At 49.2% G+C, this 19,357-nt stretch carries 19 protein-coding genes and 1 pseudogene; 14 read left to right on the top strand and 6 right to left on the bottom strand.

Annotation, left to right across the window (positions count from 1 at the left end; genetic code table 11):
- Positions 1 to 135: 135 nt before the first annotated feature.
- Both LZ24_RS03805 and LZ24_RS03800 read left to right on the top strand, forming a co-directional pair.
- Entirely contained in the window at positions 136 to 1,089 is a 954-nt protein-coding gene (locus LZ24_RS03805) for an AraC family transcriptional regulator (RefSeq protein WP_186442912.1), read from the top strand.
- Between the two features lie 207 nt (positions 1,090 to 1,296).
- Positions 1,297 to 1,485, top strand: a complete 189-nt coding sequence (locus LZ24_RS03800) for a hypothetical protein (protein WP_144682518.1) — start codon at positions 1,297 to 1,299, stop codon at positions 1,483 to 1,485.
- Positions 1,486 to 1,805: 320 nt separating this feature from the next.
- On the opposite strand, the gene LZ24_RS03795 is transcribed toward LZ24_RS03800, so the two are convergent.
- Together LZ24_RS03795 and LZ24_RS03790 are read right to left on the bottom strand one after the other, a co-directional pair.
- Positions 1,806 to 2,750: a DMT family transporter gene (locus LZ24_RS03795; RefSeq protein WP_144682516.1), complete on the bottom strand. Its 945-nt coding sequence runs from the start codon at positions 2,748 to 2,750 to the stop codon at positions 1,806 to 1,808.
- Positions 2,751 to 2,845: 95 nt separating this feature from the next.
- A complete protein-coding gene (locus LZ24_RS03790; RefSeq protein ID WP_144682514.1) occupies positions 2,846 to 4,288 on the bottom strand; it encodes an aminotransferase-like domain-containing protein in 1,443 nt (480 codons plus the stop codon).
- Between the two features lie 173 nt (positions 4,289 to 4,461).
- Between LZ24_RS03790 and LZ24_RS17125 the strand changes: the two genes are divergently transcribed.
- Together LZ24_RS17125 and LZ24_RS03785 are read left to right on the top strand one after the other, a co-directional pair.
- Positions 4,462 to 4,626 (top strand): hypothetical protein, encoded by a 165-nt coding sequence (locus LZ24_RS17125; protein WP_186442911.1) that lies wholly within the window; start codon positions 4,462 to 4,464, stop codon positions 4,624 to 4,626.
- On the top strand, positions 4,623 to 4,937 hold the full coding sequence (locus LZ24_RS03785; RefSeq protein ID WP_144682512.1) for a methyl-accepting chemotaxis domain-containing protein: 315 nt from the start codon (positions 4,623 to 4,625) through the stop codon (positions 4,935 to 4,937). The genes LZ24_RS17125 and LZ24_RS03785 overlap by 4 nt, the downstream gene beginning before the upstream one ends.
- 139 nt (positions 4,938 to 5,076) lie before the next feature.
- On the opposite strand, the gene LZ24_RS03780 is transcribed toward LZ24_RS03785, so the two are convergent.
- Positions 5,077 to 5,337 (bottom strand): helix-turn-helix transcriptional regulator, encoded by a 261-nt coding sequence (locus tag LZ24_RS03780; RefSeq protein ID WP_144682510.1) that lies wholly within the window; start codon positions 5,335 to 5,337, stop codon positions 5,077 to 5,079.
- Between the two features lie 3 nt (positions 5,338 to 5,340).
- Complete coding sequence (locus LZ24_RS03775) at positions 5,341 to 5,619, bottom strand: type II toxin-antitoxin system RelE/ParE family toxin (protein WP_144682508.1); 279 nt, start codon at positions 5,617 to 5,619, stop codon at positions 5,341 to 5,343.
- 238 nt (positions 5,620 to 5,857) lie between these two features.
- On the opposite strand from LZ24_RS03775, the gene LZ24_RS03770 reads away from it, so the two are divergent.
- Positions 5,858 to 6,634: a glycerophosphodiester phosphodiesterase gene (locus tag LZ24_RS03770; protein WP_144682506.1), complete on the top strand. Its 777-nt coding sequence runs from the start codon at positions 5,858 to 5,860 to the stop codon at positions 6,632 to 6,634.
- Positions 6,635 to 7,741, top strand: a complete 1,107-nt coding sequence (mtnA, locus tag LZ24_RS03765; RefSeq protein WP_144682504.1) for an S-methyl-5-thioribose-1-phosphate isomerase — start codon at positions 6,635 to 6,637, stop codon at positions 7,739 to 7,741.
- Between the two features lie 475 nt (positions 7,742 to 8,216).
- Here the strand turns inward: mtnA and LZ24_RS17120 are convergent, their stop codons facing one another.
- The gene (locus tag LZ24_RS17120; RefSeq protein ID WP_186442910.1) at positions 8,217 to 8,369 is read right to left on the bottom strand and encodes a hypothetical protein; all 153 of its coding nucleotides are present in this window, start codon (positions 8,367 to 8,369) and stop codon (positions 8,217 to 8,219) included.
- 260 nt (positions 8,370 to 8,629) lie between these two features.
- Between LZ24_RS17120 and LZ24_RS18025 the strand changes: the two are divergent.
- From LZ24_RS18025 to LZ24_RS03735, 6 genes and pseudogenes are all read left to right on the top strand, one after another.
- A pseudogene (locus tag LZ24_RS18025) lies at positions 8,630 to 8,797 on the top strand (IS630 family transposase); the annotation flags it as partial.
- Positions 8,798 to 8,841: 44 nt separating this feature from the next.
- On the top strand, positions 8,842 to 10,845 hold the full coding sequence (locus LZ24_RS03755) for a sigma 54-interacting transcriptional regulator (RefSeq protein WP_144682499.1): 2,004 nt from the start codon (positions 8,842 to 8,844) through the stop codon (positions 10,843 to 10,845).
- A gap of 458 nt (positions 10,846 to 11,303) precedes the next feature.
- Positions 11,304 to 12,746 (top strand): 4-hydroxyphenylacetate 3-hydroxylase family protein, encoded by a 1,443-nt coding sequence (locus LZ24_RS03750; protein WP_144682497.1) that lies wholly within the window; start codon positions 11,304 to 11,306, stop codon positions 12,744 to 12,746.
- A gap of 7 nt (positions 12,747 to 12,753) precedes the next feature.
- The gene (locus LZ24_RS03745; protein ID WP_144682495.1) at positions 12,754 to 13,035 is read left to right on the top strand and encodes a hypothetical protein; all 282 of its coding nucleotides are present in this window, start codon (positions 12,754 to 12,756) and stop codon (positions 13,033 to 13,035) included.
- Positions 13,036 to 13,081: 46 nt separating this feature from the next.
- Complete coding sequence (locus LZ24_RS03740; protein WP_222427519.1) at positions 13,082 to 14,395, top strand: acetyl-CoA hydrolase/transferase family protein; 1,314 nt, start codon at positions 13,082 to 13,084, stop codon at positions 14,393 to 14,395.
- Positions 14,396 to 14,450: 55 nt separating this feature from the next.
- Positions 14,451 to 15,227 (top strand): N-acyl homoserine lactonase family protein, encoded by a 777-nt coding sequence (locus LZ24_RS03735; protein WP_144682491.1) that lies wholly within the window; start codon positions 14,451 to 14,453, stop codon positions 15,225 to 15,227.
- A 668-nt stretch (positions 15,228 to 15,895) separates the two neighbouring features.
- Here LZ24_RS03735 and LZ24_RS03730 read toward each other — a convergent pair.
- The gene (locus LZ24_RS03730) at positions 15,896 to 17,668 is read right to left on the bottom strand and encodes a PHA/PHB synthase family protein (protein ID WP_144682489.1); all 1,773 of its coding nucleotides are present in this window, start codon (positions 17,666 to 17,668) and stop codon (positions 15,896 to 15,898) included.
- Between the two features lie 249 nt (positions 17,669 to 17,917).
- Between LZ24_RS03730 and LZ24_RS03725 the strand changes: the two genes are divergently transcribed.
- On the top strand, positions 17,918 to 18,760 hold the full coding sequence (locus tag LZ24_RS03725; RefSeq protein ID WP_144682487.1) for a class I SAM-dependent methyltransferase: 843 nt from the start codon (positions 17,918 to 17,920) through the stop codon (positions 18,758 to 18,760).
- Positions 18,761 to 18,788: 28 nt separating this feature from the next.
- Positions 18,789 to 19,262: a siroheme decarboxylase subunit beta gene (ahbB, locus tag LZ24_RS03720; RefSeq protein WP_144682485.1), complete on the top strand. Its 474-nt coding sequence runs from the start codon at positions 18,789 to 18,791 to the stop codon at positions 19,260 to 19,262.
- Positions 19,263 to 19,357 lie beyond the last annotated feature (95 nt).

The following is a 19,357-nucleotide window of genomic DNA, read 5'->3' as shown; positions in this document are numbered from 1 at the left end:
GCAAAGCCCCCGTTCGTAAAGGGCCTGTGCAGACTTGAAAAATATTGATGTTTCGGGCAGCTTGGCATTCAGGCAACGCCATGCGGCACTATCACAGGAATGACCTCCATACCAGCCCCCTTTAAGGATCAGTCCATGGAACAAAAATCCTCCCTTTCCACAGCTCCGGTAACACTGATGGATTACCGAAAACGTATCTGCGAAGCCATGAACTATATCAACCGACATCTGGGCCGTGAGCTTTCACTGGATGAAATCGCAAAATCTGCAGCTTTTTCTCCCTTCCATTTTCACCGGATCTTTACCACCCTCACGGGAGAAAGCGTGGCTGCCTTCACCCGGCGCTTACGTCTGGAGCGGGCAGCAAACCAGCTTTTGCAAAAACCCGGTGAAAGCATCACGACCATTGCTATGGACTGCGGTTTTTCCAGTTCCCAGAATTTTGCCAAAGCCTTTCGTCAGTTTTTTTCCATGAGTCCCACGGACTACAGAAAAAGCAAGACAGGAAACACTGGCAGCAAAGCGGGAAACGTCTTTCATCCGGAATTCGCCTATTCTGCGGGCATGGTGCTCCCAAGCAGTCCATTTTTTCAAAATCTTAAAAAAAGAAGGGAGTTAAATATGGAAGGAAGCATACAGCAAATCCCCGCATACAGGGTGGCCTATATCCGCAAACTCGGTGCCTACGGCCATGAAACCTGTGAAAAAGCCTTTGGCGAACTCATGGCATGGGCAGGTCCGAAGGGCTACCCTGGTTCAGAAACGGTTTTGGGTGTGTACTGGGACAATCCCGAAGTCACTCCTCCTGAAAAATGCCGCATGGATGCCTGCATTACTTTGCCCGAAGGAACAGAAGCCGAAGAGGGTGTGAGCGTACAGAAACTTCGCGGTGGCCCCTATGCTGTCTGTCATTTTGAAGTTTCAGACGCTGATTTTCCCAAAGCCTGGGATGAGGCCTTCAGATGGTTCATGGAAAAGGGATACGCCTGTGACGACAGTCCCTGCTTTGAACGCTACCACAACAACTCCGAAGAACACCCCGAAGGTAAATGGGTTGTGGACATCTGCATCCCGCTGAAACCCGCCTGAAAACCCCTGACATGACAATGGGTGGAAGGCCCGTCCGTAAATATAGAGCCGGGAAGCCCGTAACATGGCGGCCCGGTTTTATCGGATTTTTTAACAGGATTTCATTGTGGGTACTGACCAGCCAGCGCGGTTATCTGACTAAAATACACCCCATAGCCTATCAAAAAATACGCCATGATTTCAGGATTGTTCTATTAAAATAAGAAGATGGGAAGTTCATGGTCCAGCAACAAGGCCTTTGCAAGGATTCCCTTTATAAAAGCCCTGCTCCGAATAATTGTCCAACAGCGAGGTGAGCTGTGTCTTCGTTTCATTGCCACATGCACGGCTCCTGTCTACGCAGCCCGCAGGGAAGGGATTGCCGCACTCTTTCCTCTGGGAAAGGCTGGAGAATAAGGTATCGTATTGATCTTTAAGAAAAACATCTGAAAAAAGGATCGGAAAAAGCGCCCTTTTTTATCCTTTACCTTCAATCAGATGCATAGACAACCGAGCCATTTGATTGTGACACAATCCGGCACGCAAGCTGAAAAACCCAAGCCCTTTACGGGAGCAAAAGTGCCTATGGATCTTGAGTGCCGGAATCCGAAACGTCACTTGCAAATAGCCAGTGTGCCTTGCAACAGATCTGATTCCGTGAAATTAAAGCCTCTGAATTTAGGAAAAAATTGTGCTGAACAATGACAGAATTTGTATGGAATGGATTTTCTTCAGTTTCATGCCGCCTGTTTTTCCACGGGAGCCGTATCCGCCTCAGGAAGCAGAAGGATCTTACTTTCTTTCTCAGGATTTTTCTTTTTTCTCATCATGAGGAAATTGCCCGCAAGGATCAGTCCCACACCGCTTGCTGCGGAAAGACTCCACTGATAATCTTCTAAAAATGTTGAAAAACCAAGGGCCACAATGGGAAAAAGAAGGGTGGCGTAGGCTGCCTTTTCTGGTCCGATGCTGCCCACAAGGCTGAGGTAACAGCCGAAGGCCAGAATGGAGCCGAAGACGGCAAGGTAAAAGAGGGAACCCATATAGCTGAAGGTAAAGGGAGGGATCAGGCTCTTTCCAAGGGCGATGGAGAAAACAACCATAACGATACCACCATAGCCCATGCCAAAGGCATTGGTCTGGATGATGGGCAGGCTTTTTTTCTGATTTCTGGCGGAAAGGATGTTGCCTATGGAAGCCAGCCATGTCCCGGCCAGACAGAACAAGGCCCCCTTGAGCCCGCTGTCGGAAAGGTGAAATCCCTCAAGCTCCGGCCGGAAGACAAGAACAATGCCCGTCAGTCCCAGAACCGCAGCCCAGATGGCTTCCATCCGGATTCTGTTGCCAAGGAAAAGGGCGGCATTGATAACATTCATGAGCACAATGGTGGAAAAAAGAACCGCAGCCAGACCACTGGTGATGTGGAGTTCAGAAAGGTAGATGAACCAGTAGTTCAGGCCAAAGAGAAAGAAGCCCTGCAGGGCCATGGCCATATGCTCTTTTGGTGAAAAACGCATCCTGATCCGGGTAATAAAGCAGAAAATCAGCAGAAGAAAAGATGCCAGACAGAAGCGCAGGGCCACGGAAGCCATGGGGTCCATATCTCCCAGCTGAAAGGTGATGGCGATCCAGGTGGAGCCCCAGATGAGAACCGTGAAGGTGTAAAAAAGAAGATTGCGCATGGATGATACTCCCTGTGAGAATCTGACGGAAAATCCGTCAGCAAAGGTGCCGTGTATGATATCCGTATTAAAAGGGCTTTTTGCCGGAAACTTCTTCAGGAACTGTCCATCAGGGTACGGGCCATCTTTCCGAGGGTTTCCACGGCCCATGCGTTCCGGTCCGACCATGCCGCCGCATTGAGGCGCACATAGTGGCGGAAATGGGGGGTGGTGGAAAAAAGGAAGCCGGGCGCAATGCTGATACCTTCAGCCATGGCTTTTTCATAAAGCAGAATGGAATCAAGGGATTCCGGCATTTCCACCCAGAGGGTGAATCCTCCTTCGGGCTTCGTGATACGGGTTTCTGCAGGAAAATGGCGGTGGATGGCATCGGCCATGGCCGCTGTTTTTTTTGCATAAATTCTGCGGATATGGCGGAGGTGATGCTCATAGCCTCCGGAGTGAAGAAATTCTGCCACGGCAAGCTGGGTGGGGCTGGCCGAGGCCAGGGATACCATCATTTTGAGCCGGAAGGCCTGCTCCCGGAAACGTCCGGCAGCCAGCCATCCAACCCTGTAGCCCGGAGCCAGGGTTTTGGAAAAGGAGCCGCAGAGCAGGACCTCGCCCTTTTTGTCCCAGGCCCTTGCCACCGATGGCCGGACATTGCTGAAGGACAGATCCCCGTTGATGTCGTCCTCCACCAGGGGAACTCCGTGGCGGGCAAGGATACGCACCATTTTTTCTTTTTTTTCATCGGAAAGACTGACGCCCAGAGGATTGTTGAAGTTGGATATCACAAGGCAGGCAGAAGGTTTCTGGCTGACCAGTGTCTTTTCAAGGGTATCAAGGCAGATGCCCGTTTCAGGAGAAGAGGGAATTTCAAGGATTTTTAAGGAAAGCTCCCGGAACATATCCAGAAAATTGAAATAGACCGGAGAGCCGATGGCCAGTGTATCCCCCGGACGGCAGAGAATTCTCAGGGCAAGGAAAACAGCTTCACAGGCTCCGGATGTTATGAGGATTTCATCGGGGTCCATGTCACATCCTGCAAGGGTCAGCCTGCGGGCAATCTGAACCCGCAGGCGGGCATGGCCCGGAGGCATGGCATAGGCCGTGCTTTCATGGAGCAGCCGCCGGCACTGACCGGACATGATTGCGGAAAGCTTTGCCGAGGGAATGCACTCTTCTGCAGGAATGGCAGCACCAAAGGGCACCATGCCGGGATCTCCTGCGTGGCTGAGGATCTGGGAGCATATGCGGGCCGAAGGCACCAGCGCCGGTGAGAGTTCTGACCCGGAAAAGGCGGGTTGCCGGGGAAGGTCAAAGCCCCGTGGCCGGACATAGTATCCGGACTGGGGCCGGGATTCAATGATGCGCTGGTCTTCCAGAAGCAGGTAGGCCTGCTTCACCGTATTCAGACTGACACCCATGCTTCGGCTCAGCTCCCGTATGGAAGGCACCCGCTCTCCGGGGCGGTAAACGGCCCTTGCCACCATTCGCATCATGCGGTGCTGCACTTCTTCGTAACGGTATTTTTTGTCCTGCGTTTCCCTTTTCATAGCCCCACCCTATGCCTTTGGCAGAAAAAAAACAGATACAGTTGTTTGCATTTTTTATGGGTACAGTTTTTTTCATAAAATAGACATGGGGTACAGAAAAAAGAAGGCTGCGGAATCTGAAGCACCGGGTTCAGGTCCTGTCCGGGGTTCGAGGCAAAGGAATGAGGATTTCCATGACAGTCACCATGGGCCAGGGGGGATGCCTTCTTGATATTTCAGATAAAATGTCCGAAGACTCCAGAACATCGGCCCGGAGGGCTGGAGCTGTGGCCCGTGCCGCAGGAGAAATGAGCCAGACCATCAGCAACATTGCATCAATGAGGCCACGGGAGAGGTGAAGGAAGTTGCAAGGGCCATACAGGCCACCAGTGATGTGGTCAGCATCATTGCCACGGCCGTGGAGGAACAGTCCGCAGCAACACAGGAAATATCCGCCAATGTTCTTCAGGCCGCAGAGGGGATAGAAGAGGTCAACAGAAACATGGCGGGCATGAACGGCTTTGTCCAGAGCATACGGGAAGATATTGAAGGTGTGGATGAAATCAGCAGAAGCATGCATACGGTCAGCTCGGATGTGAACGCCAGAGCCAAAGAAGTTTCCGATATGGCCGAAGGCCTGCAGGTGCTGATCGGGCGTTTTTCTCTATAGCAAGGCAGGTTCTGCAGGCCCTTTCCCTTGGCCTCGCTCAGATAGCAACGCCTTTCTTTACTGCAGAAATTACAGGCACGGCGGATGCCAAGGGCCGGGGCTTGCTCCGGAGACGCATACAGAAATTTTCTGGTTCCTCCTATGCGGCGGTTTCTTCTTCAAGATCCCAACCGGGAAAAACAAGTACGGCAGGATGACACCGCAATGCCCTTGCCAAAACCTTCGCCCGCTCAACACCGAGGCGAACGCGGTTATTTTCGATGGCAGATATGGTTGACTGGGCAATTCCGGTAGCCGCTGCCAGATCATTCTGGCTCATTTCCTGCAGCTCCCGCAAGATACGGACAGAGTCTCCGGCCGATACATCCATTTTTTTGACAGCTTTTCGATATTCACTCATTTTTTACCTCCGATAATCATGGGGCGTTACCCGTTCTACCTGTACCAGCAAGTGGTCCTTCTCCACCTTATAGATCACCCTGTACTTGATATTCAAACGGGAAGACCGGAAACCCTTCCAGTTACCGTTTAAGGCCTCATCATGAAATCCCCGGATAAGCCTCAATCCCTGAGGGCCAGAAATCCTGACAATATCTTTCCATTTTTCATAACGTTGAAGAACTTCAACTGGCGCTGAAGCCAAGCACTTATCAACACTTTTATGTTCGAATATATTCCACATATCAAATTTAGTATATATACATTTTAGTCCGTGTCAATGAACAGACAATTCAACCGCTGGCAAGACCGGTTCTTCACGAAAAGAATGCTCTGTCTGTAAATTTTTTGCAGCACAGGCAGCATAAGACTATGCTATAAAAAAAGAAGATGGGAAGTTCATGGTCCAGAAACAAGGCCTTTGCAAGGATTCCCTTTATAAAGGCCCTGCTCCGAATAATTGTCCAACAGGGAGGTGAGCTGTGTCTTCGTTTCATTCATCGGCAGTACCCATTCCCGATTCCCCCCTTGTCATCGCCCACAGGGGTTACAGGGCTGTATTTCCTGAAAACACCCTTCCGGCTTTTCAGGCGGCATGGCAGGCAGGTGCCCGGATGGCGGAACTGGATGTGCAGTGGAGCCGGGACGGCCGCCTTATGGTACACCATGACACCACCCTGGATCGCTGCAGCAACGGAAAGGGCCTGCTGAAAGACCATGATGCGGAGGTGCTCAGAACGCTGGATGCGGGCTCATGGTTTTCGGAAAAATTTACAGGCATTTCCATTCCCTTTCTCCGGGAAGTGGTGGCTACGGTTCCGGAAGGGTGCTGGCTCAATGTGGAGGTCAAGCCCGAGGCGGTTCCGGATTCCCGGCACATGGCAAAAATGGTGGCCTCCCTTATTTCCGCCTGCGCTCCCCTGAAAGGCCGCCTGATTGTATCCAGTTTTAACCATCTTTTTCTTCAGCACCTGTCACGGCTGCCCCGCCCGCCCCTTATCGGGGTGCTCAGCCAGAAGTGGCAGAAGGATGAGGAAATACTGGAACTCTGCATAAAAACAGAGGCCTTTTCCTGGCATCCAGACCACAGAACCCTGGAAAAAAAAGCGGTACAGCGTATGAAATCCGAAGGCTTTTCTGTATATCCCTACACGGTGAACGATAAGAAACGGGCAGAAGAACTGCTCGCCATGGGTGTGGACGGTTTTTTTTCCGATCATGTCCGCATCCTTGCCTCAACATTCAGACAAGGAAAATGAATGCAAGCCCTTACACGTCCAATCTGGCCCCATCCTGAAAAGGCGGGTGTGGTTCAGGTAATTGATCAGCGTCTTCTTCCCCATACCTTAAAAATTCTGGACCTCCACAGCGTTGAAGATGCCATAGAGGCCATTTATACCCTCACCGTTCGGGGAGCCCCCCTCATTGGTGCTTCTGCGGCCTGGGGCATGTACCTTGCCGCATGCACGGCTCCCGGTGGAAGGATAAGCAACGAATGGATGGAAGAATCCTGCGAAAAAATCAAGGCAGCCCGTCCAACGGCGGTGAATCTGGCCTGGGCTGCGGATCTTCTCATGGAAAGGGTACGGCATCTCCCAGAAGATGAAACACGGATTTCCGCAATGTATGCAGCGGCTGCCACCATCACCGATGCCGAAGCTGAGCGGTGCAGGTTCATCGGTGAATACGGCCTTCCCCTGATCCGGAAAATTGCTGAAGAAAAAAATGGAAAACCCGTAAACATCCTCACCCACTGCAATGCCGGATGGCTGGCCTGCGTGGAGTACGGCACAGCTACGGCTCCTGTCTACGCAGCCCACAGGGAAGGGATTGCCGTGCATGTGTGGGTGGATGAAACCCGCCCCCTCAATCAGGGCTCACGGCTTACGGCATGGGAGCTGGGGCAGGCGGGCGTTGAGCACACCATCATTGCGGATAACACAGGTGGCCACCTCATGCAGCAGGGGATGGTGGACATGGTGATTGTGGGAACGGACCGCACCACATACACAGGGGATGTGGCCAACAAGATCGGCACCTACCTGAAGGCTCTGGCGGCAAAGGACAACGGCGTTCCCTTTTACGTGGCCCTGCCCTCCTCCACCATAGACTGGACACTGGAAAAGGGAAGGGAGATTCCCATAGAAACAAGGAATCCCGATGAAGTGCGCTATGTGCAGGGAAAGGATGATGCCGGGGAAACAAGGAGGGTGCTGGTGCCACCGGAAAACAGCCCGGCCATGGATTTTGCCTTTGATGTGACACCTGCCCGTCTGGTGACGGGACTGATTACGGAAAAGGGCGTATGTCCTGCCACAAAGGAAGGTATTGCCGCACTCTTTCCTCTGGGAAAGGCTGGGGAATAAGGTATCGTATTGATCTTTCAGATTAATTATTCCACCACATTTTATCTTAATCCTCGTTCCTGCAAAAGACGATCGGGCTGTTTGTGAGTGACATTGCAATCGTTTCGGATTCCGGCACTCAAGCCATAAACCCAAAGCCTGCAATGCAAACAATGGGTTTTTGCAAGCTTGAGTGCCGGAGTGCAAATAAAAGCGGCAAACTGTCTGAGCCGCCACAAAGGCAGCGTGCCTAGGCTCACCTTCTAGGCTCTGTTGACATTTAGCGTAGCCATATCAAAGCTGCTGCAAAATGCAAAGAAAGACTTGTAATTTTTTGCCCATGTATCAAGTCGTGAGAAAATACGGCGGAATTGTTTGATTTACCAATAAAACATTCAATCAGGTGTCGTCCCCTGTAAATATGCTTGTCATTTTCACGCGGCTCTTTCCGATGATATTTGGTTGGAATTACCGGGATGATTCCTTGAGATTTCAATTATTCAATCAGCTTATCGGAATCATAGGTCTTGTCCATCAGCGCATATCTGGCCTGCACACCCTCAACAAGGACATAGGCTTGGGTGATGTCTGCGGCCTCCAGTGAGAATAACGTCCAGTGGAAACCCAAGGGCATCGACTGGCTTGTCAAATTAATTTACACCGTGGATGCATATTTTTGTGTCAGGGCTTCATCTGGGAAGCTTCCATCGTTAAAGAATTTGTTGCTTCCGGCAAAATGGATGATACTGTTAGGTTGTCTGTAAACTTCCATTCGGCAGTGTTTTTTAATGGGTATTGGCCATGAACCAATGGATAGCCAAATACCGTAAATACGGACTTGAGGCTTTCAACACGAAACCGATTCTAGGTCTGCCCGTTAATTTTCAGGCTGAAAAAGAGAAAGTAAAAATCTTTTTTGCCGATGAATCAGCCATAAGATCAGACTACCACAGCGGGACGACCAGGGGGCCCACAGGAGTCATTCCAATCGTTGAAAAAACAGGGGCTCGCTTCGGTATCAACATGATTTCGACCATCGGTACCTCGGGGCAACTCCGATTCATGACGATTGACGGAAAAATGGATTCCGACAAGATCGTTTTCAGACAGAGGGGGAAGAAATGGGTATCGAAACGGTGTTAAGGTATGAGGCCCGTGCTTTAAGTGATACAGAGACCCTGAAAGCGGCAGCGGTTTTCCTCCATGCCCATGGAATAGAAATGGCTCCTGTTGTGGATGAAGCCCAAAGTCTTTCAGGTTTTTTTTCCAGAGAAGATATAGTGCGGGCCATCCGGTATGACATTTCTTTTGATACAGAGATTGGAAAAATCATTACATGGAACAAGGGGTTGAAAAACGGTGATGGCTCACCCCATGATATTTCGGGTGGTACTTCTCCGTTTGGACTTATGGATGCCATAGTAAATGCTTCGGGCAGTATGGTGATTGTCACGGATCCAGACCTGACCATTCGATTTGTCAGCAGATCTGTAACAACAGCTCTCAAAACAGAAAGTCAAATCCTGCTTGGACAGAAGCTGTCAGTTTTCCTGAATCAAGCCGATATCTCTGGAGATTGTTCCGCCGGGGACAAGGGTTGTACACACAAAATAGATGTAGGTGAAAGATCTTATATTTCGATGCGTTGCGCCATAGAGCACGAGGGGCGTATTCTGGGTTTTTTGATTCGGTTTAAGGAAATTCTTCGTCCGGAGCCAGTGGCTGGTGAACTGGCGTCGGCAAAGGAGTTGAACAGGGAACTGCATGCAATTATCGAGTCTTCTTCGGATGGGATTTACGTTTGTGACGGTGAGGCCAATGTTCTCAGAATCAACAGGGCTTACCGGGAAATAACGGAACTGGATACTTCCGATTTCTATGGTAGAAATATGAGAGATCTGGTCAAAGAAGGTATCTACTCAGAGTCTGTGACTCTGAAAGTTTTGGAAAACAGTACACCCGTGAGCATAGTTCAGAAAACAAGTACGGGAAAATCTCTGCTCGCAACGGGTAATCCCATTTTTAATGATGATGGAAGTGTTTTTCGCGTTGTGACCAGCGTGAGAGATATCACGGAATTGTACTCTCTCCAGCTTCGCCTTGAGGAAACCCGTAGAATTTCAGAACAATACATGAAAGAGCTGCAGAATCTGCGTGTAAAAAGGGTGAGAAATGTGGAGGGCATGGTCATCGGTTCAGATGAAATGGAAAAAGTGGTGGAAATGGCCATGCGATTTGCGGGCATCAACGCAACGGTGCTCATAACCGGTGAGTCGGGAACGGGCAAGGAAATGGTTGCCGATATCATTCATAAGCATAGTGAAAGGGCAGACAGACCCTGCATTAAGGTAAACTGTGGGGCCATACCCAAAGATCTCATGGAGTCAGAATTCTTCGGATATGAAGAAGGAGCTTTTACGGGAGCACGGAAAGGCGGGAGGGCCGGATATTTTTCCATGGCTGAGGGAGGAACCCTTTTTCTGGATGAGATTGGTGAGCTGCCCTATGACCTGCAGGCAAAACTTTTGAGGATTCTGCAGAGCAGGGAGCTGATGCGCATAGGGGGCCGAAAATCCAGTCCAGTCGATGTGCGCATTATCGCTGCCACCAATAAAAATCTGGAAGCCATGGTTGCGGAAAAAAGTTTTCGGGAAGATCTTTATTACAGAATCAATGTTTTTCCTCTGCACATTCCAGCCCTGCAGGAAAGACCCGATGACATACAGTTTCTGGCGGCCCATTTTTTGCGTTTTTTCAATAAAAACTATGGAACGCAGAAGCGACTTTCTCCGGATGTGCTGGATCATTTTGAGCGTTATTCCTGGCCCGGTAATATTCGGGAACTCCAGAATCTTATTGAGAGACTGGTTGTGATTGCACCGGACGATCTGATTACAGCAAAAGATCTGCCCTGTTGCTTCTCTGAACCTTGTGGGGCTGCGTCCGCCGATATTGCCGTAAAAGGCCTGATGCCCCTTAAGGACGCTCTGGAGTCAGTGGAAAAGCAGTTGATACGAATGGCCTATGATAATTTTGCCACTACCCGTGATATGGCAGAATACTTACGGATAAGTGCGGCTTCCGTAGTGCGTAAGGCTGCAAAATACGGGATCAGAAAAAAATGAGTGGCCTGAGTGTGGCTTCGACCTTTGGCGGGGTTCTCCAGGAGGAATGTTTGTTTTGTTTTTAAAATGTGTTTCGTTTTTGCAACATGTTTCGTTTTTGCAACGGGCGGATAGAATGTGGTAGCATTTATACCTCAATAAGCCGTGCTGCTTTGCATACCTGTTTTTTGTTGTCCTTATCCATTGGCTGGATGGGGATTTTTTTTTGCGTTGTACCGGTCCTGTTTCTTTTTTGAAACAGGACTTTTTTTATCAGAAGACCGATGAAGAAACCTGCAGGTGTGGTTGTTGTGTTTCTTATTGCTTTAGTTTCAATGTTTTATCTCTTGCGCCGCCGGTGGTGCTTTGCCTGGTTTTTCATTGAATGATGGTGGCACGTTCAGTGCAATTTATGATTGTAATCAGGCAAAACAGACAGAGAAGTACTCTGTCACCCACCCCAGCTAAGGAGGTTAGGAATGAAAACCGGAATAGAATATGAAGACAGTTTGAGAAAGCTCAACCTTCAGGTGTTTCTTTTTGGAAAAAAGGTTGCCAATGTTGTGGATGATCCCATTATCCGGCCGTCCATGAACGCTGTAAAGCTTACCTATGAGCTTGCAGAAAAGCCGGAATATGAAGATCTCATGACCGTGACATCCCATCTGACCGGGAAAAAAATCAATCGTTTTACCCATATCCACCAGACGACAGAAGATCTGGTGAAAAAAACCAAGATGGAAAGGCTTCTGGGCGCTAAATCCGGGTGCTGTTTTCAGCGTTGTGTGGGTATGGATGCCCTGAATGCGCTGTCTATCACCACGTACAATATCGATAAAAAATATGGCTCGGATTATAACAGCCGCTTTCTCCGATACCTTGAGTATGTACAGGAAGAGGATCTTGTCTGCGATGGTGCCATGACCGATCCTAAGGGAGACAGAAGCCTTCCCCCCCACCAGCAGGCAGATCCGGACCTGTTTCTGCGTGTTGTGGAAGAAAGGGAAGACGGTATGGTTGTGAGGGGGGCCAAGGCGCATCAGACCGGTGCCCTCAATTCCCACGAGATCATTGTTATGCCTACCATTTCCATGGGAGAGAAAGACAAGGACTATGCCGTATCCTTTGCTCTGCCATCAGATGCACAGGGAATTACCTATATTTACGGCCGCCAGTCCTGCGATACCAGAAAACTGGAAAAGGGTACCATTGACAGAGGCAACCAGTGTTATGGCGGACATGAGGCGCTGGTAGTTTTTGATGATGTGTTTGTGCCGTGGGACAGGGTTTTTCTTTTCAAAGAATTTGAGTTTGCCGGTGAGCTTGTGGAGAACTTTGCCTCCTATCACAGGCAGAGCTATGCCTGCAAGGTGGGAGTAGGGGATGTTCTCATCGGGGCCTCCCAGGTAGCTGCTGAATATAATGGAGTGCATAAGGTCTCTCATATCAAAGATAAAATTATTGAAATGAATCATCTGAATGAAACTCTGTTCTGCGGATCTCTGGCCTGTGCCTGTGAAGGGAGCCGTCAGCCTTCAGGAACCTATCTGGTCAATACTTTGCTCGCCAATGTCTGTAAGCAGAATGTGACTCGATTTCCATATGAAATTGCAAGACTTGCTCAGGATATTGCCGGAGGTCTCATGGTGACCATGCCGGCGGAAGATGATTTCAATTCTCCGGATGTAGGACATTGGCTCCGTAAATACTATGCAGCAAGTTCTTCCGCAAGTGTAGAGAATCGCATGAGGATTCTGAGGCTGATTGAAAATATTACCCTGGGAACGGCGGCTGTTGGATATCTCACGGAATCCATGCATGGGGCGGGTTCTCCCCAGGCACAAAGAATCATGATCGCCAGACAGGTCAACATGGACGAAAAGAAGAAAACAGCTAAACATCTTTGCGGTATCGTGGAGTAAAGAGACTGTGAGAATTGGAGTCAAGTTCTGTGGCGGTTGCCATCCCGTTGTGGACAGAGTCGCCATAGCAGCAGAAGTGATCAAAGTTCTGGAACCTCTGGCAGCCATTGTTCCGTACGGGGATGCAGAAGCAGATCTGGTTCTTGTTTTTGTAGGATGCCCAGCGGCATGCCCGGATGTGAGGGGCATTGCTGATGAAAAACTACGGTATATAGGTAGCTACGAAGATGCGGATCTTTTTTTGCGTGCAATGAAAAACTTGTCCCCTGATCCGGAATCAGGCCGCTGAATGCTGCGCTTTCATGGGAAAGAAGGTGTGTTCTATGCAACAATGGATGAATGAATATCAAAAAAAACTCTGCACCGCGGAAGAAGCCGTGCGGCATATTGGCTCCGGCAATCGGGTCGTGCTGGGGCATGCCGCTGGAGAACCCTGCTTGCTTGTGGATGCCATGGTCCGGAATGCAGGGGCTTTTGAGAATGTGGAAGTTGTGCACATGGTTGCCCTGGGAAAAGGTGCGTACTGTCTTCCGCAATATGAGGGTGTATTCAGGCATAACTCCCTGTTTGCGGGAGGCAATACGAGACCGGCCATTCATGAGGGGAGGGCCGTGTTTACCCCCTGTCATTTTAGCAGAATCCCGGATCTCTTTTCCAAAGAGATCCTACCGGTAGATGTTGCCCTCATCAAGGTTTCTGTTCCGGATGAGCATGGATTCTGTTCGTTCGGGGTTTCTGTTGATTATACCAAGGCCGCGGCAGAAAATGCAAAAACGGTGATTGCCGAGGTGTCATCCCGCATGCCGAGGACCTTGGGAGATTCCTTTATTCATATATCCGACATTGATTTTTGTGTGGAAAGTGATGAGGGACCCATTCTGCTCAAGCCCCCCGTGCTGACGGATAAAGATGAGAAAATTGGAAAGTATATTGCTGGTCTGATTCAGGATGGGGATTGCTTGCAGCTGGGAATCGGGGCCGTTCCCGATGCTATTCTCGGTTTTCTGAAAGACAAAAAAAATCTTGGCATTCATAGCGAGATGATTTCTGACGGAGTGGTGGATCTTGTGAACTGTGGTGTCATTAACGGGGCCATGAAGAATTGCCACAGAGGTCGGATGGTTGTCACCTTTCTGATGGGTACAGAAAAACTTTATGATTTTATCAGTAACAATCCATCTATTGAGATGCATCCCGTTAACTATACAAATGACCCTGCAGTCATAGCTAAAAACGACAATATGGTTTCTGTGAATTCTGCGCTGCAGGCAGATCTTACGGGGCAGGTTGTGGCCGACACCTTGGGATACAGGCAGTACAGCGGAACCGGAGGGCAGCTGGATTTTATCCGGGGTGCTGCCAGCTCGAAAAACGGGCGTTCCATTCTGGCGTTTCATTCAACGGCGTCCAAGGGAAAGATTTCCAGAATTGTGGCGCACATTGATGAGGGTGCCAGTGTGACCACTCCACGGGCCGATACCCACTTCATCGTTACGGAGTACGGGGTTGCGGATCTGCGAGGTAAATCCGTGCCGGAAAGGGCAAGGGCGCTGATTTCCATAGCGCACCCGAATTTCAGGGAAGATCTGCGAAGATCGTTTGTTGAGATATACCGGATTGATCCATGGAAGGAAATAAGCCGTTTCTGAGTTGATAAGGACAGGGTTGGTCTTCGTATAATTTATAAATTCAGGAGGTAATTTGATGAAACTCTATTTTTTTCAAGCCGGAATTTTAAGAAGCCAGAAACAGTACTTTACGGCAGGCAGAGGGGTGGGAGAGCCTTTTGATGTTCCTGTACCTTTTTTTCTCATGGACCATCCGGAAGGCTATGTTCTTTTTGATACGGGTAATGCCCGTGAAGTGGTTGATCAAAAGGAAAAGCACTGGGGAGATGTGGTTGCCGCCTATGACCCTGTTATGACAGAAGATGAATGGGTCGTTGCTGCCATACGTAAGATTGGTGTGCACCCTGAAGAAGTGAAATATGTGATTCTTTCCCACCTGCATCTGGATCACGCAGGCGGTGTGGGACATTTTCCTAATGCAAAATATGTGGTACAGCGAGAGGAGCTTTGTTTTGCATATGTACCTGATTTTTATATGAAAGGTGCGTATATACGGAAGGATTTTGATAAGCCGGTTGACTGGTTTATTCTTGAAGGATGGCAAGATGACGGTTTTGATGTGTTTGGAGACAATAGAATAAAAGTTCTGTTTACACCAGGACATACTCCTGGTCACCAGTCGGTTCTCGTAAATCTGGATGAAGAAGGATCGTTTCTTCTCACGGGAGACTCCTGTTATACAACGGAGAATCTTAATGAGGATGTTCTTCCAGGGCTTGTGGCAGACCCCAGATCAACGGTAAGGACCATGCAGCGTATCCGCATGCTGAGAGACAGGAGTGTTACCGTTGTTACGGGCCATGATCCTGTTGCATGGAGTGGATTCAAAAAGGCTCCTGAGTTTTATTGTTGACCGGTTTTTTTATTTTTTAAAAAATCAACCCAAGTTCGTCATTTTTTTAACAAACCCAATAAAATCAAACGAATTGGTATTTTGTGGTTACCACACATCCATTTTTCTGCCATTTAAATTAAGCCTTCAGAAGTATGGTCACTACTTTGGCGAACTTGGGTTACAACCTATTCCATTCTTGCCTGCAAGCTTTTTATTGAAGAGACTTTTTTTATTTGTAAAATATCTTTTTACGCTAGCCCACGTTTGTCATTTTTTTCTGAAAACCCAATGAAGTCATAGACCACCGGCAAAGCAGGCGGCTTAAATATTTTGGTGTGCGCTATTGACGACCGACCCCACTTCTGAGTAACTTGAATTGAGTTCTTTTAATTCAAAAGCTTAAAAAATGGCCAATTATCCATCACTGATCGAAATTAGTTTGAATCCTGCACAAGTTACTCTATGACAAGACGCCCTAGCAGGGCGTGAGCTGCTTCTGAGTAACTTCAAAAGTTACTTTATGACAAAACGCCGTAACACGGCGTGGGTTGCCTTTTTAGTAAGTCAATGGCTTGTGTACCTGATTGAAGGTGTCCGATTTGTCAAAGGAAAATTGTGCTGAACTGTTATCTTTCATAAAAGCATCTGAAAAAAGGGGCGGAAAAACCGCCCCTTTTTTTATCCTTTTACTTTTCCAGCACATAGGTTCCGGGAGCGGGTCCCAGATCCCTTCCCTTGGCAGGCGGCCAGGGAAGTTTGTTCGTTTCCGGCTGGCTGCGCTCCTTCATCCATGCAGTCCAGTCCGGCCACCAGCTTCCTTCGTGCATATGGGCCGTGGCCAGCCAGTGCTCCGGTCCATGGCCCAGAATACCATCGGTGTGGTAATGCCCCTTGGAACCGGGCGGGATGATAATGCCTGCGATATGGCCGCTGGATGCAAGCACGAATTTAATGGGTGAGGTAACAAAATGGGGAATCCTGTATACGGATTTCCAGGGGGCGATATGATCCTTCAGGGTTCCCACGGAGTAAAGATCCATGTCGATGTTTCTCAGGTCGATGCTCCGGCCGTCATCCATGCGGAACTTGCCTTCCGTGAGCTGATCTTCCAGATAAAGCCTTTCAAGGATATCAATATGAAGGCGCATGGGCATGCGGGTACCGTCGTCATTCCAGAACAGAAAATCCAGATTAAAGGGATCTTTGCCAAGGAAAAATTCGTCAATAAGGTAGTTCCAGTACAGATCCCTTGGCCGCAGAAGGCTGTAGGTCTGCATCATGTTGGACTTGGGAAGATAACCCTTTTCTTCCATGAGATCCTTAAGGAAGGTGATCTGGCTTTCGTCGATGAAGCTGCGAAGGTCGCCGGCATCGCTGAAATCCAGCTGGGAGGCAAAACAGGAAAGGGTTTTAACGGAAGTGTCTTCCTGGCCCCGCAGATAGGCCGTGGCAATGGAACAGAGAATGGCCCCCATGCAGTAGCCCGTCAGGTGTACCCCGTCACTGCCCGTAATCTGACGGATTTCTGCAATGGCTTCCACAAGCCCGGTTTTGACATAGGAGTCAACGCCATCATCCCGGAAGCTGCCATCCACGTTTTTCCAGCTGATGATAAAAACGGTGAAGCCCTGCTCCGTAAGATAGCGGACCATGCTGTTGTGGGGGCTCAGATCCAGAATATAGTATTTGTTGATCCATGCAGGGACTAAAAGGATGGGGGTTCCGCAAACCTTGTCCGTTACCGGTGCATACTGAATCAGTTCAATGAGGCGGTTGCGGAAAACCACCTTGCCCGGTGTGGTGGCAAGGGTCTTGCCTACCTTGTGATAATCGTCCCGGCTGTGGCGGACCACCAGCTCTCCCCCGTGGGTGGTCAGGGTATCAATGAGATTCTGTATGCCCTTGACAATATTTTGCCCTCCCTGCTCCATGGTGGTACGTATAACCTCCGGATTCGTCACGGGAAAGTTCAGGGGGTTCATCATGGCGGTGATTTGATGGGTGAAAAACTGAATCAGCAGGTTGGAATGCTCGGATACCCCCCGGATATTCTGCAAACGGCTTTCCAGATGTTTTTCAAGGCGAAGAAACAGATCCTTGTACAGGGAAAAGGGCCAGTCTTGCCACTGGGGATCCCGGAAGCGGCGATCCACAACGGGTGGGGCCATACCCGTTTTTATGGCAAAAAGATCCGTAAAAAATTCCATCCTCTCCAGCATCATGCGGAACTGGGTACCGGGACTCCATGCCAGATGGACCAAAGCATCAAAATAGGCCCGGCTGAAGGCGGGAACATCAATGGGGCCTGTAAACCGGACCATATCCTTACGGAAATTCCTGTCGATGATATGGGCAGCTTCCAGAATGGGATCTTCTTCTGTTCCTTCACTTTCCTGTACAACAGGAATTTCCTTGGCAGGTTCTGTTTTACGGATAATGGGTTTTTTCTGGGCTTTCATACATCCTCCTTGCTGAGGTAACAAAGGTGGGAAGGCATTACAGGATGGGACTGCATAGAAAAATTTTTATTTTTATATCATGGTTTGTAGGGAAGGAGCAATGGATGGTTTGTGCATTGCACTGAAAGGATAAAAAATCCGTTTTTTAAGGGCAGACTTTTTCCCGGCTTTATGTTAGGTTTAAGTTTACTCTTATCATGAAGGTCCCGTCCCTTTTGTTCCATACCCGCCATATGATCAGGGGGTGCCATGTTTTCCTGCCTTGACGCCGTTTCCAGAACCCTGCTGCTGCCCCTTTATTTCCGGGCTGAAGAATGTGATGCCCCATCTCCCATCGTCCATGATCCCATGGCAAAGGAGTTGGTTAAAAAAATTCCCTATGATTTTAATGTGTTGAAAAAGCATACATTAATGAAAACAGCAACCCTGATGCGCGTAGCTGCCGTGGACAGGATGGTGGATCACTTTCTGAAACGCCATCCCGATGCCGTTGTTGTCAATGTGGGCGCAGGTCTGGACACCCGTTTTTTCCGCATGGACACGGGCCGGATGGACTGGTATGAGATGGATCTGCCGGAGGTGATGAAAATCCGGCGTTTGTTTTTCGGGGAAGACCAGAGATACCATATGGTAGACGCTTCCCTGAAAGATCCGGACTGGCATCGGCAAATCCTTTGCGCAAACCGCCCCCTTCTGATCATTGTCGAAGGGGTTCTCATGTACCTTGAAGAAGCCTGTGTCCGGAATTTCATCAATCAGATTCTAAGAAATTTTTCTTCTTCTTTTTTAATTTTCGATGCCGTAAGTCCTTATCAGGTGATAATGAGTGCCTTTAATCCCACGCTGATGCTGACGGGGGCCCGTTTTAAATGGGGAATGAATGCGCCGGACGAGCTGGAAAGCTGGCGGAATGATATCCGGATGCATGAAAGCCATTATTATCTTGGGGAAATGATGCCCCAGATGGGCTGGCTGAATTTTTTGACCCTGTATCCTTCCGTACGATTTGGGTTTTCCGCCCAAAGCTACATGCTGGGCAAACCCCTTACGGCAGAGCCGGATGACGAAGACAGGCGAGGAAAAAATCCTTAGCCGGAAAATTTTTTCAGGTGGAGTTTTTATGCTGACAGAAATTGAAAAAAAGGTCATCGCTGCCATTCAGGGAGATATTCCCCTGGAAGCGAATCCCTATGAAATTCTGGCCGAAGGCCTTGGAATGGAAGAAGAAGCTTTCCTTGGGATTTTAAAAAGTCTCGATGAAAAAAAGCTGATCCGCCGCTATGGTGCCACCCTGCGTCATCAGAAATCCGGTTTTTCCGCCAATGCCATGGTGGCATGGAAGGCGCCCGAAGAAAAGATTCAGGAAATCGGTGAAACCATGGCTGGCTTTGAGGCGGTTTCCCACTGTTACCGCAGGGATCCCAAGCCCGGCTGGCCCTACAATCTCTACACCATGGTCCATGCCAGAAGTCAGGATTCCTGCCGGGATATTGTGGGTCAGATGGCTCAAAAAACAGGGCTTTCGGACTATTCCATGCTCTTCAGCATACGGGAGCTGAAAAAAACTTCCATGCGCTACTTTGAAACAGAATAATTGATTGTAGGGGCACCCTTTACGGGTGCCCGCAAGGAAAAAGAGGAAAAAGGGGGCTGACCCCTTTTCCTTTGACCCCTTTTCCCTTAGGTCTG

The organism is Desulfobotulus alkaliphilus (genome assembly GCF_007830435.1).
Lineage (GTDB): Bacteria > Desulfobacterota > Desulfobacteria > Desulfobacterales > ASO4-4 > Desulfobotulus > Desulfobotulus alkaliphilus.
The sequence above is the reverse complement of the archived record's forward strand: the minus strand, read 5'-3'. Positions and strand labels throughout refer to the sequence as shown.

Excerpts from the sequence above, each read along its gene's own strand:
- LZ24_RS03805 (WP_186442912.1), top strand. The coding sequence starts at position 136 with ATGGAACAAAAATCCTCCCTTTCCACAGCTCCGGTAACACTGATGGAT.
- LZ24_RS03800 (WP_144682518.1), top strand. The coding sequence starts at position 1,297 with ATGGGAAGTTCATGGTCCAGCAACAAGGCCTTTGCAAGGATTCCCTTT.
- LZ24_RS03795 (WP_144682516.1), bottom strand. The coding sequence starts at position 2,750 with ATGCGCAATCTTCTTTTTTACACCTTCACGGTTCTCATCTGGGGCTCC.
- LZ24_RS03790 (WP_144682514.1), bottom strand. The coding sequence starts at position 4,288 with ATGAAAAGGGAAACGCAGGACAAAAAATACCGTTACGAAGAAGTGCAG.
- LZ24_RS17125 (WP_186442911.1), top strand. The coding sequence starts at position 4,462 with ATGACAGTCACCATGGGCCAGGGGGGATGCCTTCTTGATATTTCAGAT.
- LZ24_RS03780 (WP_144682510.1), bottom strand. The coding sequence starts at position 5,337 with ATGAGTGAATATCGAAAAGCTGTCAAAAAAATGGATGTATCGGCCGGA.
- LZ24_RS03775 (WP_144682508.1), bottom strand. The coding sequence starts at position 5,619 with ATGTGGAATATATTCGAACATAAAAGTGTTGATAAGTGCTTGGCTTCA.
- mtnA (WP_144682504.1), top strand. The coding sequence starts at position 6,635 with ATGCAAGCCCTTACACGTCCAATCTGGCCCCATCCTGAAAAGGCGGGT.
- LZ24_RS03755 (WP_144682499.1), top strand. The coding sequence starts at position 8,842 with ATGGGTATCGAAACGGTGTTAAGGTATGAGGCCCGTGCTTTAAGTGAT.
- LZ24_RS03750 (WP_144682497.1), top strand. The coding sequence starts at position 11,304 with ATGAAAACCGGAATAGAATATGAAGACAGTTTGAGAAAGCTCAACCTT.
- LZ24_RS03740 (WP_222427519.1), top strand. The coding sequence starts at position 13,082 with ATGAATGAATATCAAAAAAAACTCTGCACCGCGGAAGAAGCCGTGCGG.
- LZ24_RS03735 (WP_144682491.1), top strand. The coding sequence starts at position 14,451 with ATGAAACTCTATTTTTTTCAAGCCGGAATTTTAAGAAGCCAGAAACAG.
- LZ24_RS03730 (WP_144682489.1), bottom strand. The coding sequence starts at position 17,668 with ATGAAAGCCCAGAAAAAACCCATTATCCGTAAAACAGAACCTGCCAAG.
- LZ24_RS03725 (WP_144682487.1), top strand. The coding sequence starts at position 17,918 with ATGTTTTCCTGCCTTGACGCCGTTTCCAGAACCCTGCTGCTGCCCCTT.
- ahbB (WP_144682485.1), top strand. The coding sequence starts at position 18,789 with ATGCTGACAGAAATTGAAAAAAAGGTCATCGCTGCCATTCAGGGAGAT.